Raw genomic sequence first — 14448 nt, forward strand, 5'->3', positions numbered from 1 at the left:
CACCAAACCTCGCCCCCTTCATCGCCTTCCCGAGCCAGCTCTCTCTATACGACATTCCCCGCGCTCCGGCTCGCACAATTCCCAAAGCCACCTCCCGCGGCTGGCAAACCGAAGAGGCAGGGCGTGGTCTTCTCTCTCCATCGCTTTTTACTCTTTCTGTCCGCCATCCCCCGGTCCCGCGCTCACACCCTCACCCTCCCCACGCTCCTCTCTGTGATTCTCCCCCTCACCTTCTCCTCCAGCGCCAAAACCTTCACCGGACACCCCGGCCAGTCGTTTTTCCAGCACACAACAAGGTCACACCCCTCCGGATCGTGATCGAACCGGCTGCTCAAAAACTCAAACTCGATCCGCACCATCCGCCACTCCCCTCCCACTTTCCGATGCGCCACGCAATCCGGAAACCGCGTCCCGATCCGATCGATCACAAACCCAAGCTCCTTCGCCATCTCCCCAAACAGCGCAACCACGCCCTGCTCGTTCACCGGTTCCGTCCCCATCGCCCGCCCCAGCAGCGGCATCCCGCGCGCCGCCTCCGTTTTTCTCTGCCGCCTTCTCCACCCTTTCGCCGTCCTCTCCCACACCACCCCCGCCGCACGCTCCAGATCCCGAAAACTCCCAAAAAACGCCTTCCACCGCGGCATTTCCGCCTCAAACTCCTTCCGCGTCGGCCTCCGACTCGTCATCGAAAACATCAGCCAGTACTGCGCCAGAATCTCCCGCGAACCCGCCATCCCGTACCGCCCATCCACCTGAGCCCGCGGCACGCGCTCAAGCACCTCCTCCCACGACCCAATCACCGGCTCGCGCCAAATCTTCTTCTCTCGCACAACTCCACCCGAAGACTCCGCGCTCCTTTCCGAATTCTCGGCCGGACTCTCCCTTTCAATCCGCGATAACTCCCGCGATCCCGCACACCTATTCATCACGCCGCTCATCACACCGCCCGCTTCGCCGCCTTCAACACAGCCCAATTCCTGCTTTTCCATTCATCCCACTCCACGCGGCGTCCCGCGGCATCCGCCGCGCTCGACGCCAAATTCCTTGTTTCACAACGCGCATCCCGCGAAAACATCCGGCCCAGGGCTCAATGCCGCCAAAAACCGGGCACGGACTCGCCTAAGCGACCAACCCCACCAGTTTACCAAAATAGAAACAAGACCGCAAGTTAATTTTTTGAGATTCACATCCCTTCCTCTGGACGAAAAGGGGCTTTTTTCCGCGCCAATCCGCCATCCCACATCCAACATTCCTCGACCCCTATCTGCATCGCAGAAACAAACGAAGCGCTCCGTCGCTCTCCTCCGCGCGCCACCTCCCCGTCTCACTTCTCTCGCCCGCAACGCCGGCGCGCGTCCGTTGCCAGATTCGCCAATTCCGAAACCCCCTCCCGGAGGGAGGGGGCAGGGGGTGGGCGTATTGCGTTTCTCTTTTTCGCCCCCGCTTCCGCGGCAGCGAAAAAGGCCACGCGACAAGTTTCTCCCATCCGCCATCCCACATCCTCCACCCCAGTCTGCGAAGCGGGAGAGTGTGGCGACAGCGGACACAATCCGTGCCACCAATCGCGGTTCCTCCGCGATTGGTGCTTCACGCTCGACACATCCAATCGCGCGCCGCTCTCACTTCTCCTCTTCCCCAGCCCACAACGCGGGCGCGCGTCCGTTGCCAGATTCGCCTATTCCGAAACCCCCTCCCGGAGGGAGGGGGCAGGGGGTGGGCGTATTGCGTTTCTCTTTTTCGCCCCCGCTTCCGCGGCAGCGAAAAAAGCCACGCGACACGCTTTTCTGTCCGCCAGAAATACACGCCGTGTCCGAGCCAGTCGTACGCGTTACTGCTCGGCTTGAGCACCGACTTGCCGGCAAACACGGCATCCGCGACCGCTTTGTCGCAGCCGTGAAAGCCCAGTACGAAAGATGGAAGAACGTCGTACACGGTTTACCGGTACGGCTTGGCGAGCGACTTTCCGCTCTTCGTCAGAATCCCCGCTGCGACCAGAAATCTGATCGAGCGTTTCTTAGACTTGAGAACCTTCTTCATGACCTTCTTGGATGCACGCAAGTGCTCCTCAACCATTGCATTGTGGTGTGCCTTGGGTTTGGTCATCGTCGTCGTCATCGGCGGAACTCCTGCAGGGAATGATACGAGATCCGGCCTCCAGTGGTTTTTGGATTCTCGGACCGATTTTATCGCCTGCGCTGGTTATTCCTCACCCTCTTCTTCATCCATGTCCCCGTCATCCGCCACCGCCTCACCCGACGAGGCCACCGGCTTCCCCATCGCAAGCGAAACCTGCCCGATCAACAGGGCCCGCCTGCTCTCGATAAAACCATCAAAGTCATCGAGCCGAAGGTCCTTTGGTTCAATGAAGTGCGTGTCGAGAATCTTGTCCATCGCCGCGTCGTCCAATCCGACCGATTTATGCGTCTGTAGCTGCTCCAGATAATCCGAAGGCGCTTTCTTCCCCACCATTCTGTTCGCCTTGTACGAAATGGCGGTTTTGTTCAGAATCGAGTTGTAACGACGGGGGGGGAATCGCGTTCTCTTCACACCACTTCTTCGGGAAGATGTGGTGAATGTCCAGCTTGCATTCATCCCAATCGGATTCATCAAGATCTCGAATCGTCGTCTTCCAGAAAAAGTCCTGCGCTCCATTCCGCTGCACAAGCACGCTGATCCCTTTGTACGCCGCGCTGTTGCGAGACCGTAGTGTGTCCAGTCGCTGCGGCTGAAAACTCGCGTCCTGCACCGTCGCGGGCAAATCCGCTCCACCCGCGATCCAGTCCGTCATCTCCTGCAAGTCGAGCGCAAATCGCGACTCCACCGCACCGCCATAAAGCTCCCCAAGCACGCCGCACCAGAACCACCGACGAAGCTTGTCCAGCACCTTGGGCTCGAGCCAGCGCTCATCCAAGAGCGCGAGAATCGTTGCGAGCGGCACAAGCTGTGTTCGATACGGCAAGTCACGCGTGGAAAAAAAAGACTCCTTCCGTAGAAACTTGGCCGCCAGTTTGAATCCTTGCTCGAGCGGACTCTTCCACTTCTTATACGCAGCCAGCGGAAGATCGAGCACCGACTCTCGCTTCGCACTCACGCCCGTCGCCTGGTTTCCCGTCTTTCCTGCCGCGATGTCGGCTTTGCGCAGTTCGTAGGTGTGCAGCAGTGACAGCCCCTGCAGAAAATCCGTAGGTTCACCAACGCAATCAGGTCCACCAGTTGCCGCCCGCCGCCCCCGGTGGCTCTTCCAGGAGCCCCCTCCCTGAGGGAGGGGGTTGGGGGTGGGTTCACATCCGTGCCCGTCGCGATCATGTCCACTGTCACCGCAACCCGCGGCATGTACGAATTGCGAAACTCGTTGAGCAGTTCCTCCGGCTTCTTCCCCGTCGACTTGCTCGTGATCTTCTGACAGAAGTCATTCCCCTTGCCAAACTCCTCGCGGATGATCCGCGTCACATCGTCCGCGTGTAAATCGGTCTTGGCGAAGACCAGCGTCTTCGGACACTCCGTGCGTCCCGGGAAGATCTCCGGCAGCCGTTCCTTGAACGTGCGCAGCACCAGCCGAATCTGGCTCTCGTTCACCACTTTCGCCGCCGGATCGATGGCGTTCTTCCGCAAGTGCTGAACGCCGAACTCTTCGGTGAACTTGTACTGGTTGTACGGCGAGGCAAACTGCTGGAACTCATTCAGCGTCTGCTTGCCCAGGTTGTTCCGGTCCACAAGAAACAGCACCCGCTTCGCTCCGCCGAACTTGATCAGGCGGTACGCAATATTGCACGCCGTAAATGTCTTCCCCGCGCCCATCACCATCTGGATGAGCGAGCGGGCATGATCGTTCGCCAGTGACTTTTCCAGATTCTGAATCGCCGCGACCTGCTTCTCCCACAATTTCGACGTATCAAGCGCCGGCATCTGCCGCAGGTTCGCACGCAACTGCCTCTCAAGCCCCGCGAGCCGAATCAGTTCCTCCGGCCGATGAAACGCAAACACCTCGCGACTCCGCGGCTCCGGATCCAGGTTGCTCGTGAACTGCGTCACGGTTCCCGTTGATTCATACGCAAACGGAAGCGCTGTTCCGTCCGGCGTCCACCGCGGCAGACCAACCGGCAACCCCGAAAGATACTTGGAAGATTGAAGCTCAACCCCCTTGAGCGTGTGCCCCTCGGGCTTGGCCTCCACCACACCAATTACCCGCCCATCCGCATAAAGAAGGTAATCCGCAAACCCCGTCTTCAGCGGAAACTCCCGCACCGCGACCCCAGGCCCCGCCCCGATGTTCATTTCGGAATGGTCCTGAACAATCCACCCGCACTCGCCGAGCATCCGGTCAATCTTGTCGCGCGCAAGTTGTTCCGGTGTTGTGTTGCCCAAGTTCCAAACTCGCCCACACATCAGCAACTCGGCACAAAACAGCAACCCCGCTCCATGTTTGGCCGCCGCGCTCTCCAAACGTGTCCAGCCAGTCTAACACGCAAGGCCCCATTCTCGCCCACCTTTCGACCAGTCCTGGCCCCTCTGCTATTCTGCTCCCCCACCACTCAAAATCATTTCCCCACCCCCCACCCCCCACCCCCCACCCCCCACCTCCCCACCTCCCCACCTCTTCACCTCTTCACATCCGACACCCCGTCCCCGGCGCGCACAATTCCCCTTCTCTGCCTTACCGCCTGTCTTCTCTTTTTCTCCCCCTGTCTTTCCCAGTGCCTAGTGCCCAGTGCCTTTGCTCTTCCCCGCGTCTTTCTCCGTGTTTCCCCGTGGTGCTTGGTGACAATCCGCCTCTGAATCCTCCCTCTGTCCCTTTGTCCCCTGCCCCCTTGCCCCTTCTCCCATGCCCACCCCCATCTCCATCCGCGGCATAACCAAAGAATTCCCCGCAATCGGAGCCGGGACAGCGGGCGGCACAACCCGCGCCGTTGACAACATCTCCCTCGAGATCGAAACCGGTGAACTCTTCTTTCTGCTCGGCCCTTCCGGCTGCGGCAAAACCACCCTCCTCCGCATGATCGCCGGGTTCATCGACCCGACTTCCGGCACGATCCTCTTCGGCTCGCGCGACGTCACCCACCTGCCGCCCAACCAGCGCAACACCGGAATGGTCTTCCAGTCCTACGCGCTCTGGCCGCACATGACCATCGAGGCCAACGTCGCCTTCGGGCTCGATGTGCGAAAAACCCCTGCAAATGAGGCCAAAACACGCATCGACGAGGCCCTCGCCGCGGTGCGCATGTCGCAGTATTCCAAGCGAAAACCGAACCAGCTCTCCGGCGGACAGCAGCAGCGCATCGCCCTCGCCCGCGCGCTCGTCATCCGCCCCGATGTCCTTTTATTAGATGAACCGCTCAGCAACCTCGACGCGAAACTCCGCCTCGAGCTCCGCTCCGAAATCCGGCGCATCTGCAAAGAGAGCGGCATCACCACCGTCTACGTCACCCACGACCAGAAAGAAGCGCTCAGCATGGCCGACCGCGTCGCCATCCTGCGATCCGGCCGCGTCGAACAACTCGGCACACCCGCCGATCTCTACAAGCGCCCCCACTCGCGCTTCGTCGCCGAATTCCTGGGCGAAACCAACATCCTCGAAGGCACCGTGATCTCTATTTCAGAAACCCCCTCCCCGATGGGAGCGAGGGCAGGGGGTGGGCAGGTTTTCACCGCAACACTCGAAACCCCCGCCGGCAAACTTGAAGGCTCGATTCCGCCCGGCCTCACACCACCAAAGCCAAACTCCCGCGCACTCCTCTCTATCCGACCAGAATCCATACACATTTCAGAATCAGAACTGAAACTACCGCCACAATTCCAAGGCAAGCTCACCAGTGCAACCTACCTCGGCGAAGTTGAACAAGGCCACATTCAGGTCGGCGCCGCCAATCTCAAATTCCTGAAGCTTTCCAATTTGGCGCAGCCCCTACACGCCGGCGATTCGCAAGTTCCGGTCTCGATTTCCGATGCGATCGTCCTTCCGCTTTCCGATTCAAACTCGGGAACCTGATTTCCAAAATCGCAATCACGCCCGAGTCGATCGAAACCGGATCTGCCGATTCAATGCGTGTTCCTCAAGGAACACCCCCACCAACTGAGCCAGGGCCTTCGGTCGGACATCCGATTTTTCGGCGTCACTCCATTTCACCCATTGAAATTCAAGATGCTTTTCCTTGGCCTTGATTTTGTCTGGCGCGTGGACTGAAAAAACGAGCGAGTACTCGTGCCGCGATTTATTGTCCTGTTTGAAAAAGTGTTCGTGAATGAAGAGCAGTCGCTCGACCTTCACTTTTTTGCCTGTTTCCTCGAGGAATTCGCGCTCGATGGCTTCCGCCGCGGGCTCGCCGGGTTCGATGTGGCCGCCCGGAAAGTACCAATAGTCAGACTTCTTGTTTTTGCAGAGCAGGACCTGGCCATCGCGAACGGCGATGCCGCGGGCGAGCAGTTCGATTTTTTTCGCGGCGGATCGGTTCCATTTGGGCATGCGGTTTCACCTTTTCGGTTCACGGATCAATTCAGTGGTCCATTCATCGGGCGCGGTGGGTTGATACGATGTTGGTAGAATCGGGGCGGTTCGAACGGAGTCGATCATGAGCAATCACACGGAAGTTTCGAAGGTTCGCAAATTGGGTAGGGGTTTGTCTGCATTGCTGCAAACTCCTGTGGCGATTGAAGTTGGGTCGCAGGGGACACCTGCGCGGGGTGTTGCGACTGCCGCGGCAGCCGTTGTGGGGGAAGGCGCGGTGCGCGGCGAGGTTGCGCGCGAGGCGGCTTTGCCGAGTGCGCGAAATGAAGGAAGCGCGGTCGGAAGTGGTGGGGGTGGTGGAGTTGAGCACATTTCGGTTGAGTCGATTCGGCCGAGTCCGTTCCAGGCGCGGCGGATTTTTGATGAAGCGCCGTTGCGGCAGCTCGCGGATTCGATCCGCGGCGCGGGCGTGATGCAGCCGGTGATCGTACGGCCGGGGAAGACCAGCAACGAGTTTGAACTTGTTGCGGGTGAGCGGCGCTGGCGCGCGGCGAAGATTGCGGGGCTTGCGCGGGTGCCGGCGATTGTGCGGGAGCTTGGCGATGAGGATGCCGCGGAGTGGGGGCTGATTGAAAACGTGCAGCGTGAAGATCTCAACGCGATGGATCGCGCGCACGCGCTGCGGATGATGAGCGAGCGGTTCGGACTTTCGCATGCGCGCGTGGCGGAGAAAGTCGGACTCGAACGCGCGACGGTTGCGAACCTGGTGCGCCTGACTGAACTCGAGCCTGAAATTGCGGAGCTTTTGAGCGCGAACGCATTGAGCGCGGCGCACGGAAAAGCCCTGCTTTCCATGCCTTCCGGCGCGGAGCGCGTGCGCATCGCGCGTGAAGCGGCGCGGGGCGAGTGGCCGGTTCGGAAAGTTGAGGCGGAAGTGAAGCGCGCACTTGCGGAGGGTGACACGAGCGCGGCAAGTAGTGGGGCGGCCGAAGCGGAAGGCGGAAATTTTGGTGGGCCGATCGATACGAAGCGCGCGGTTGCGATCGACCTGGAACGCAGACTCGGCCAGCAATTGGGAACGAAGGTCTTCATTCAATCCGGAAAAGAAGGAAAGGGGAAGATCGTCCTCGAGTTCTACGGGCTGGATCACTTCGACGCGCTGCTCGCGAAGATGGGACTTCGCTAGACCAGACTATCTTCGTTGGCGCCGATTGTGGACTTGTTGTCTCGGTCGCCGACGCAGATGCGTTGTCGTCGCAACGGAGCGTGCGCGCGGCGTTGGGTATGAGCCCGATTCCGGAATCTTGGAAAGCTCGACGCCAATCGCCCCCGGCGGAGTCGCGCACGGTGCTCGGTAAACCGCTGTCATTTGTGGAGATACGCCATTTGCGCGTCGTGTCAAAGGCGATCATCGCCGGGTGGGGAAGACACCCTGTCACATCATGTGAACAGGAATTCGAAGGAGATGTTCGGAATTTGGTCTCTTGTTTCGGGCGCTGGAATTGCGTCATTTTTGTGAGTTTTACCCGCTCGTGGCCGCACGAAATCCACAATGTTGTGGATTTTGGTCCAAGAATTAGTTATGTTCTCGGGGATTGGGGGGGAACGTAGAAAGCGCGGGCGGGGGCGCGGCAGCGTGGGTTGCCGCGGCACACGTGTTTTCTGACGAAAGGTAATTGACGAACATGGCGAAAAAAGCAAGCGGCAAATTGTCCACGATGTCTACTGCGGAACTACAGGCGGAGATTCGCCGTCGCTCCGGTCGGAACAAGGCGCTGCAGCGCCGGTATGAGAAATTGTCTGCAAAGATGGAAGCGCTGCGGAAAGAGATCGCGGCATCGGGGGGCGCGGTGGTGGGGGGCGGCGGGCGCGCAACCAATGAACTCAGCCTCGTCGATTCGCTCAAGAAGGTTCTGACCGGCAAGACGCTGGGTGTGAGCCAGGCGGCGGACGCGGTGCTCGCGACGGGATACATGACGACGAGCCCGAACTTCCGCACGATTGTGAATCAGACGTTTATCAAGCATCGCAACAAGTTCAAGAAGGTGAGCCGCGGCCGGTATACGGCGGTGTGAGCTGGACCGACCAACTTGTTTGGAGCAAGGGCGCCGAGGAGAGGCGCCCTTTTTTGTTAGAAGGGTGGCGGGGGGAGAATTCCGGGGGCAAAGGGGCAAAGGGGCAAAGGGGCGGAGAGACGGAGAATGGAATTGGCGAGAGCAGAATTCAGAAGATGTTGAACACGGAGCACCACGGGGAACCACGGAGAAAGACACGGAGGGGGAGGTGAGGAAGTGAGGAGGTGAAGAGGTGAAGAGGTGAAGAGGAGAAGAGGTGAGGAGGAGAAGAGGTGAGAGGGATCGCGGCGAACCGCGGCGCGGAGTATGGCGAAACTTGACTGGGTGGCGGTGAAGAAGGGGCGGGCGTGATGGAAGTGCGATGTCCGCGATGCGGGTATGACCAGACGGGGGTGATGAGCGCGTGGCGCGAGGCGTGCCCGGTGCAGGGACGGTGTTCGGAGTGCGGGCTGGACTTTTTGTGGTGTGATGCGGTCGCTCCGCCGCGGTGCGAAGGGCTGGTTGAGCACGCGACGACATTTTGGCGATGGTCGTGGTGGGGGGTTCGGACATTTGCGCGCACGTGGCGACCGATGCGCTTTTGGAATTGGCTGCGGATGGAGTATCCGCCGCGGGTGTGGAAGGCGGTGGTGTGGTTTGTGTGCGCGATGGGGATTTTGGATGTTGCTATCGCGGCGATCATGCTTGCAAGCGTGGCCATCAGCCAGTGGCGCAGTGGCTGGCGATCCTTTGCCGAGGCGCTCGACAACGCAGTCACCCAGACGATGCGGTGGGAGACTTGGCTCTGGTGGGTTCCGACGCGAATCGATGAGCCATATTGGAATCGGCCGCGTCTCGCAGCCGCGCTGTTGCGATTGGAGATCGGGCAATACCCATGGTGGCTCTTGCCAACACTGATGACGTTGTGTGTTGCACCGCTGATGCTTGTGGTGCTTCCATGGACGCGAGCGCGTGCGAAAGTTGAGTTGCGGCATGTTGCGAGATGGCTCGTTTACAGCCAATCGCTCTGGCCCGTGGCCTTCGTGTGGTTTGAGGCGATCTACCTGGGCTATTGGCTGCAATCCAGCGCGGCGCGTCCGACGTTCTCGGCGACATCTGGGTTTTCAGATCCGGAAGAGACGCTCTGGTGGCAACTCTTGGACTGCATCGCCTGGCCGATGGAATCGGAGTGGATTGTGCCGCTGGTGCTATTGGCGTGGCTGTGCCGCTGGAACTGGTGCGCGCTCAAGTTCGGGATGCGATTTGAAAAGCCGGCGGCGCTGTGGTGGGCGGTGATGGTGCCGACGCTTTTGGTCGGCGCGATCGTGGTGATGCTGCAGGCGGTCGGGCTTGGGATCTTGCTTCCGGGGTTGGCGTGAGGGGTGAAGAGAGGTGTCGAGGGGAGATTCAGGGGCAAAGGGGCAAAGGGGCAAAGGTGTCAAGGTGTCGAGGTGTCAAGGTGGGGAGGTGCCGAGGTGGGGAGGAGAAGAGGAGAAGAGGTGAGCAGGTGATGAGGGGGCGCTATCAGGTATTGCACGTCTGGCAACGGACACGCGCCCGCGTTGCGGGCGGAGAAGGAGCGCGGGAGGATTTGAGGATGCGGTCCTTTGGTTGTAAATCTGCCCACCCCCATCCCCCTCCCTCCGGGAGGGGGTTTCGGAATTGCTGCAGGGAGACCGTCGGCTGAAGCCGCCGGCAATGATCGAGCGCCCTGCGGGCGGAAAAGAAGCGAGCGGACGAGAGAGAGGCGCTGGGTTTGTGCCCGCTTCGCAGACGGGGATTGAGGAAGGGAAAGCAAACAGGGCGTCGGAACCGGAGTAGGGGATGTGTTCCAGATGTTGCACATCTGGCAACGACCGCGCGCCCGCGTTGCGGGCGGAGAAAGGAAGAAGAGAGGTACCAGGCACTTGGCACAAGGGGGAAAGAAAGGAAGAGCGCGTTGGATAGTGTCTGCTGCGCAGACAGAGATAGCGGAACGGATCATCCACGCTCTGGGCGGTTTGCATGTGGAGTTGAAGCTGTCGGCCGCGGGCGCCTGCAACGATCTTGTGACCTGCGGGCGGAGAAGGAGCACCAATCGCGGAGGAACCGCGATTGGTGGCACGGTCCGCACTCGTACGATTGAGGCATGGTGATATTCCGGGAGTTTCGGTTTGAGGCGGCGCACTGGCTGCCGCGGGTTGAGGCGGAGCACAAGTGTGCGCGGATGCACGGGCACTCGTACCGGTTTGTGCTGCACATTTCGGGGGCGATCGACCCGGAGCGCGGGTGGGTGATGGACTTTGCGGAGATGCGGAAGATCGTCGATCCGGTGGTGGAGGAGCTTGATCATCGCTGCCTGAACGAGGTGCCGGGGCTCGAGAATCCGACGGCGGAAGCGATCACGAAGTGGATCTGGGATCGGCTCAAGCCGCGGCTGCGCGGGCTGATTCGGATCGAGCTGTACGAGACGAGCAAGTGCGGGTGTGTGTATGAGGGGGAGTAGGGGAGGAGAGGCGTCGAGGTGTCGAGGGGAGAATTCAGGGGCAAAGGGGCAAAGGGGCAAAGAGGCGGAGGGCGGAGAGAGATTGCGAGAAGCGCGCGGAGGCGAGGAAGAGGCGCTTGATTTATGTCTGCTTCGCAGACAGCGATCAAGGAAGGAAAGACCAAGAGGAGTTGTGGAAGGAGGAGTGGGGGTGACTACAAGGTGCTGCGCATCTGGCAACGAACGCGCGCCCGCGTTGCGGGCGGAGAAGGAGGAAGCGTGTTCGGATGTGAAAGCGCGGCGATGCAGGAGCGGCAGAGGTGGTCGGCGGGCTGCGCGGGAGAGATGTTGTGGGATTGCGGATCGCGGATATCGGATGGCGGATTTGAAGAACCGAAAGTGGGATGTGGGAGGCAAGTGTTTGAGGTGCGGGCGCGGCGGTGTAGGAGCGGCAGGGTGCTCCACGGAGAGGGGCCGCGGAGAGAGGAAATGGCGGCGCGGTATTCTGATTCGGCGATGGGGCGGCGAAGAACGACAACCGCACTCGCGACTCGCTCCCGGGCCTTTGTGACGATCGCTTGCACGTTGTTCACTTGCGTGGTTTGCTGTCATCGGGACCTGCCGCGCATGCACGGGTGACGGCTTCGAAGATTGAGGCGCGATGGAATGAGAGAACGGCGGGGCTGACCAGCGCGGATCCGAAACGACGCTATGGCGACGTGCTGAAGCTCTCTTCAAGGTGCTCGGGGAATGCTCTCAGTCGGAGCGGGAAGAACTGCTTGAAGTTGCCGCGGCGGCTCCGGGAGGGAACGAGGTTGGCTTTCGAAGGGACGGGTTTCCGGGAGCTGCGATCGATGGGCTGGTCATGTTTTATTCGCACGTCGGCGATCGGGCGTCGCTTGTGCGGGTGCTTGCGATGGCCGCGCGTCAGAACGTTGGCTTGCGCCGTGTTGAGGACTTTGTGGTTTTGTCGAGTCCCGCCATTCCGGATTCGGTGACGATGCTGTTTGACGCGTTCGAGATATCGAAGTCGCCGGAGGCGAAAGCCGCGATTGCCGGCGGGCTTCGCTTCGGATTTGCATTTGCAGGGCCGCTGCCTGCGGATGACGCCGAACTGGTTGCGTGGGCAAGAAAGTGGTACGAGGAACATCGCGCGACGTACGTCCCCGACGAAGATTACAGCGTTCGGAGCAATATGTTCTCGGCAGATGGACCTGAGAAGAACTCGCTGTTCAAGCCCCGGTAGATTGGTGTGCTGTCTTTGGATAGAGGGAGAAAGAAACACTGATCGCGTGGGAACGCGAGCGGCGGCATGGGCGTGGGGTGGATGCGAGGTTGGGGCGAAGTGCGAAGTCAGGGCCACCGGCCTGCCAGCCCATCCGCATGGATTTCGTCTTTCGTTTTTGGCATGCAAGCCCTCTTTGCGCCGAGCCGCAATCGTGCGGAAACACTCGCGGTCCAAATCTGGCCAATGCCTCCAGCCTTCGCTGCGGGTCACTCGCCCCAACACAAAGTTTGGGCCTCCCGTCAACCGACCGGAACTAATTGGCTGGTCTCGCGAGGATCACGGCGACAGTTCCGTAGGTTGGCCCATCAAGGGCTGAAAACTCATGCTCAATATCGACTTGTTGCCCAAGCTTGCTCGCCCACCAGCCGTCGCGAAGCTGCCGAGCGGCATGCGTGGGTTTCCCTTTGCTATCAGCAAAGATGGCGACCTTCTGTTTGCCAGCTTCCAACGCGGGGTCCGAACGATGCAAATAGCCTTGAAGGCCGTAGACTGCCATGAACGCTTCGACCGTCTCTTCGCGTGGCACCCCGGGCGGCCAATAGTGTAGTCCCATAGCATCGGGCCACCACCAATAGTCCGTGTCCTCCGCTGCCCACGCGATGCAGTTATATCCTTCGTCATACGGGCTGGTAAGACGGATGTTTGTTCCCGTGAGGTTGGGAAAAGGCGATTGCATCGCGCGCACCAAGTCCTCAATGGTCATGCATCGAAGCCTTTTGCCCTACCCCACTGAAGCCATGCGGCTCTCATTTTTTTTGCCGAGCCGCGGTCCCGTGGCACAACCGGATCTTCGTTCGAGATAGCTTTCAGAGCCCAATACCAATGGCCGGAATTTTGGCGAAGTTCTTCTAGGATCATTGGGATCGCTTGAGCGCCCATGCCGATGATTGCCTGATAGGCGGGGTTCATCGCGATCTGCGTCGTGGAAGAGAGCCACTGAGTTTCTTTTCGCCACTGCTGCGCGAGGGACCGGAATCGCTCTCGCCGAGGGTCTCGCCTGCTCGAAGCAGGAAGTGCGTAATAGCCACAAAGATCATTGAGTTGACGTTGAAGCTGTATCGACTGCGTACTTGCGCCGAAGGCCGATACAGCAAACAGCACATTCGCCGAAAGAACGAGTGATTGCGTAGACCGGAGGGTCGGTGCTCGGCGTGCTGGAGTTTGTGCAGTCATTTGAATCGCTCCAGCGCGGCCTCTGTAATACTTCCGAAGAATAGGCCGTTCTTCACTTCACGAAGAGTATCAAACTTTCTCCACATTTCATTCTCGGCGATCCCTTGCGGCTGTTCTGAAAAGGCATCGAGGTCGAATACGCAGTCGGTGCTGTTGCCTTCGAGTGCCTGGGTGACGATGGCCATCGCATTTTGCTCTTCAAAGGGAATCACAACACGAAGCAAGTAACCTGCGACTGACTGCGGAAGAGATGGGCCGATCACAAAGTTTGTCAGGAAAGTCTTCTCGAAGGACTCACCAATCGGCAGCTGCAATCGGTTGATAAACCTTGATGCGATTCGAACCACCTTTATCGGTTTCGCCACCGCCATGTATTTGGGCCAGAGCGCCAACGCCTTTCCCTTAAGTTCGTCCCATGTTCCGTACGGATGCAATCGCGACACTGTAAATCCATCGAGGCGAAATTGAACCACCCACTTCTCGTCTGCTGAGCGCAGAATGACGCCATCGGGGCCATCGTCAGTCGTTTGAGACGTGGCTCCTGCTTCGAGCGAAAAATTCAGCTCGGTGACGAACATTCGCCGGTCCTGTCTGGACGGGAAGTCGGCGGCGAGCTCGTCGCACGCGGCCTTGAGAATATCAAAAGTGACGGCTGCTGACCGCTCGACCCGGATGTCCATCAGGCCTTCGACGATTGGGGCTTTGGTAAGGCGAGGCCAAGTGCTCATGGTTTTCACGAAAGAATCCGGTCAATTGCTGACATTCTACCGAAACGTTGGTGGGTGGGATAATAGGTGATGGCCGGACAATTCTTACCCGGTGGCGGGTGGGCGGATGGCATCGGCCTTCCCTCCTCCACGCTCTCACGTGCACGTCACAGCCCGTGTTGCAGATGTCAAAATGCGAATCTTCTCTCCGCAACACCCATGAACCACTCCCTTGCCCTTCCCGCCGCTCGTCCGTCATCGACCGTTGCGCACCTTCCATTTCTCCTTTCACGATAGTCGCACGAATTAGGCCGCCGATA

15 protein-coding genes are annotated in these 14448 nt (G+C 59.8%); 6 read left to right on the forward strand and 9 right to left on the reverse strand.

Annotated elements, in window-relative coordinates; all coding sequences use genetic code 11:
- Positions 1-182: 182 nt before the first annotated feature.
- From KF691_00875 to KF691_00895, 5 genes are all read right to left on the reverse strand, one after another.
- Positions 183-830: a hypothetical protein gene (locus tag KF691_00875; protein MBX3387985.1), complete on the reverse strand. Its 648-nt coding sequence runs from the start codon at positions 828-830 to the stop codon at positions 183-185.
- A gap of 1105 nt (positions 831-1935) precedes the next feature.
- Positions 1936-2115 (reverse strand): hypothetical protein, encoded by a 180-nt coding sequence (locus KF691_00880; protein MBX3387986.1) that lies wholly within the window; start codon positions 2113-2115, stop codon positions 1936-1938.
- 84 nt (positions 2116-2199) lie between these two features.
- Entirely contained in the window at positions 2200-2469 is a 270-nt protein-coding gene (locus KF691_00885) for a hypothetical protein (protein ID MBX3387987.1), read from the reverse strand.
- On the reverse strand, positions 2417-3091 hold the full coding sequence (locus KF691_00890; GenBank protein ID MBX3387988.1) for a hypothetical protein: 675 nt from the start codon (positions 3089-3091) through the stop codon (positions 2417-2419). The genes KF691_00885 and KF691_00890 overlap by 53 nt, the downstream gene beginning before the upstream one ends.
- The gene (locus KF691_00895) at positions 3088-4275 is read right to left on the reverse strand and encodes a DEAD/DEAH box helicase family protein (GenBank protein MBX3387989.1); all 1188 of its coding nucleotides are present in this window, start codon (positions 4273-4275) and stop codon (positions 3088-3090) included. The genes KF691_00890 and KF691_00895 overlap by 4 nt, the downstream gene beginning before the upstream one ends.
- 547 nt (positions 4276-4822) lie before the next feature.
- Here KF691_00895 and KF691_00900 point away from each other — a divergent pair.
- Positions 4823-5986: an ABC transporter ATP-binding protein gene (locus tag KF691_00900; GenBank protein ID MBX3387990.1), complete on the forward strand. Its 1164-nt coding sequence runs from the start codon at positions 4823-4825 to the stop codon at positions 5984-5986.
- Between the two features lie 15 nt (positions 5987-6001).
- Here the strand turns inward: KF691_00900 and KF691_00905 are convergent, their stop codons facing one another.
- Positions 6002-6460, reverse strand: coding sequence for an NUDIX domain-containing protein (locus KF691_00905; protein ID MBX3387991.1), 459 nt, complete (start codon positions 6458-6460; stop codon positions 6002-6004).
- A gap of 106 nt (positions 6461-6566) precedes the next feature.
- Here KF691_00905 and KF691_00910 point away from each other — a divergent pair, with 106 nt between their 5' ends.
- From KF691_00910 to KF691_00930, 5 genes are all read left to right on the forward strand, one after another.
- Entirely contained in the window at positions 6567-7628 is a 1062-nt protein-coding gene (locus tag KF691_00910; GenBank protein ID MBX3387992.1) for a ParB/RepB/Spo0J family partition protein, read from the forward strand.
- Positions 7629-8160: 532 nt separating this feature from the next.
- Positions 8161-8517: a hypothetical protein gene (locus KF691_00915; GenBank protein ID MBX3387993.1), complete on the forward strand. Its 357-nt coding sequence runs from the start codon at positions 8161-8163 to the stop codon at positions 8515-8517.
- A gap of 350 nt (positions 8518-8867) precedes the next feature.
- The gene (locus KF691_00920; protein ID MBX3387994.1) at positions 8868-9875 is read left to right on the forward strand and encodes a hypothetical protein; all 1008 of its coding nucleotides are present in this window, start codon (positions 8868-8870) and stop codon (positions 9873-9875) included.
- 749 nt (positions 9876-10624) lie between these two features.
- Positions 10625-10981, forward strand: a complete 357-nt coding sequence (queD, locus tag KF691_00925; protein MBX3387995.1) for a 6-carboxytetrahydropterin synthase QueD — start codon at positions 10625-10627, stop codon at positions 10979-10981.
- Between the two features lie 844 nt (positions 10982-11825).
- Positions 11826-12206: a hypothetical protein gene (locus KF691_00930; GenBank protein MBX3387996.1), complete on the forward strand. Its 381-nt coding sequence runs from the start codon at positions 11826-11828 to the stop codon at positions 12204-12206.
- Between the two features lie 295 nt (positions 12207-12501).
- Here the strand turns inward: KF691_00930 and KF691_00935 are convergent, their stop codons facing one another.
- From KF691_00935 to KF691_00945, 3 genes are read right to left on the reverse strand one after another with little or no spacing between them, the layout of a single operon-like run.
- Positions 12502-12951: a hypothetical protein gene (locus KF691_00935; GenBank protein ID MBX3387997.1), complete on the reverse strand. Its 450-nt coding sequence runs from the start codon at positions 12949-12951 to the stop codon at positions 12502-12504.
- The gene (locus tag KF691_00940; protein MBX3387998.1) at positions 12948-13421 is read right to left on the reverse strand and encodes a hypothetical protein; all 474 of its coding nucleotides are present in this window, start codon (positions 13419-13421) and stop codon (positions 12948-12950) included. The genes KF691_00935 and KF691_00940 overlap by 4 nt, the downstream gene beginning before the upstream one ends.
- Complete coding sequence (locus KF691_00945) at positions 13418-14158, reverse strand: TIGR04255 family protein (GenBank protein ID MBX3387999.1); 741 nt, start codon at positions 14156-14158, stop codon at positions 13418-13420. Before KF691_00945 ends, KF691_00940 begins: the two co-directional genes overlap by 4 nt.
- Positions 14159-14448: the final 290 nt, after the last annotated feature.

It is taken from the genome of Phycisphaeraceae bacterium (assembly GCA_019636555.1).
Classification (GTDB): Bacteria; Planctomycetota; Phycisphaerae; order Phycisphaerales; family UBA1924; genus JAFEBO01.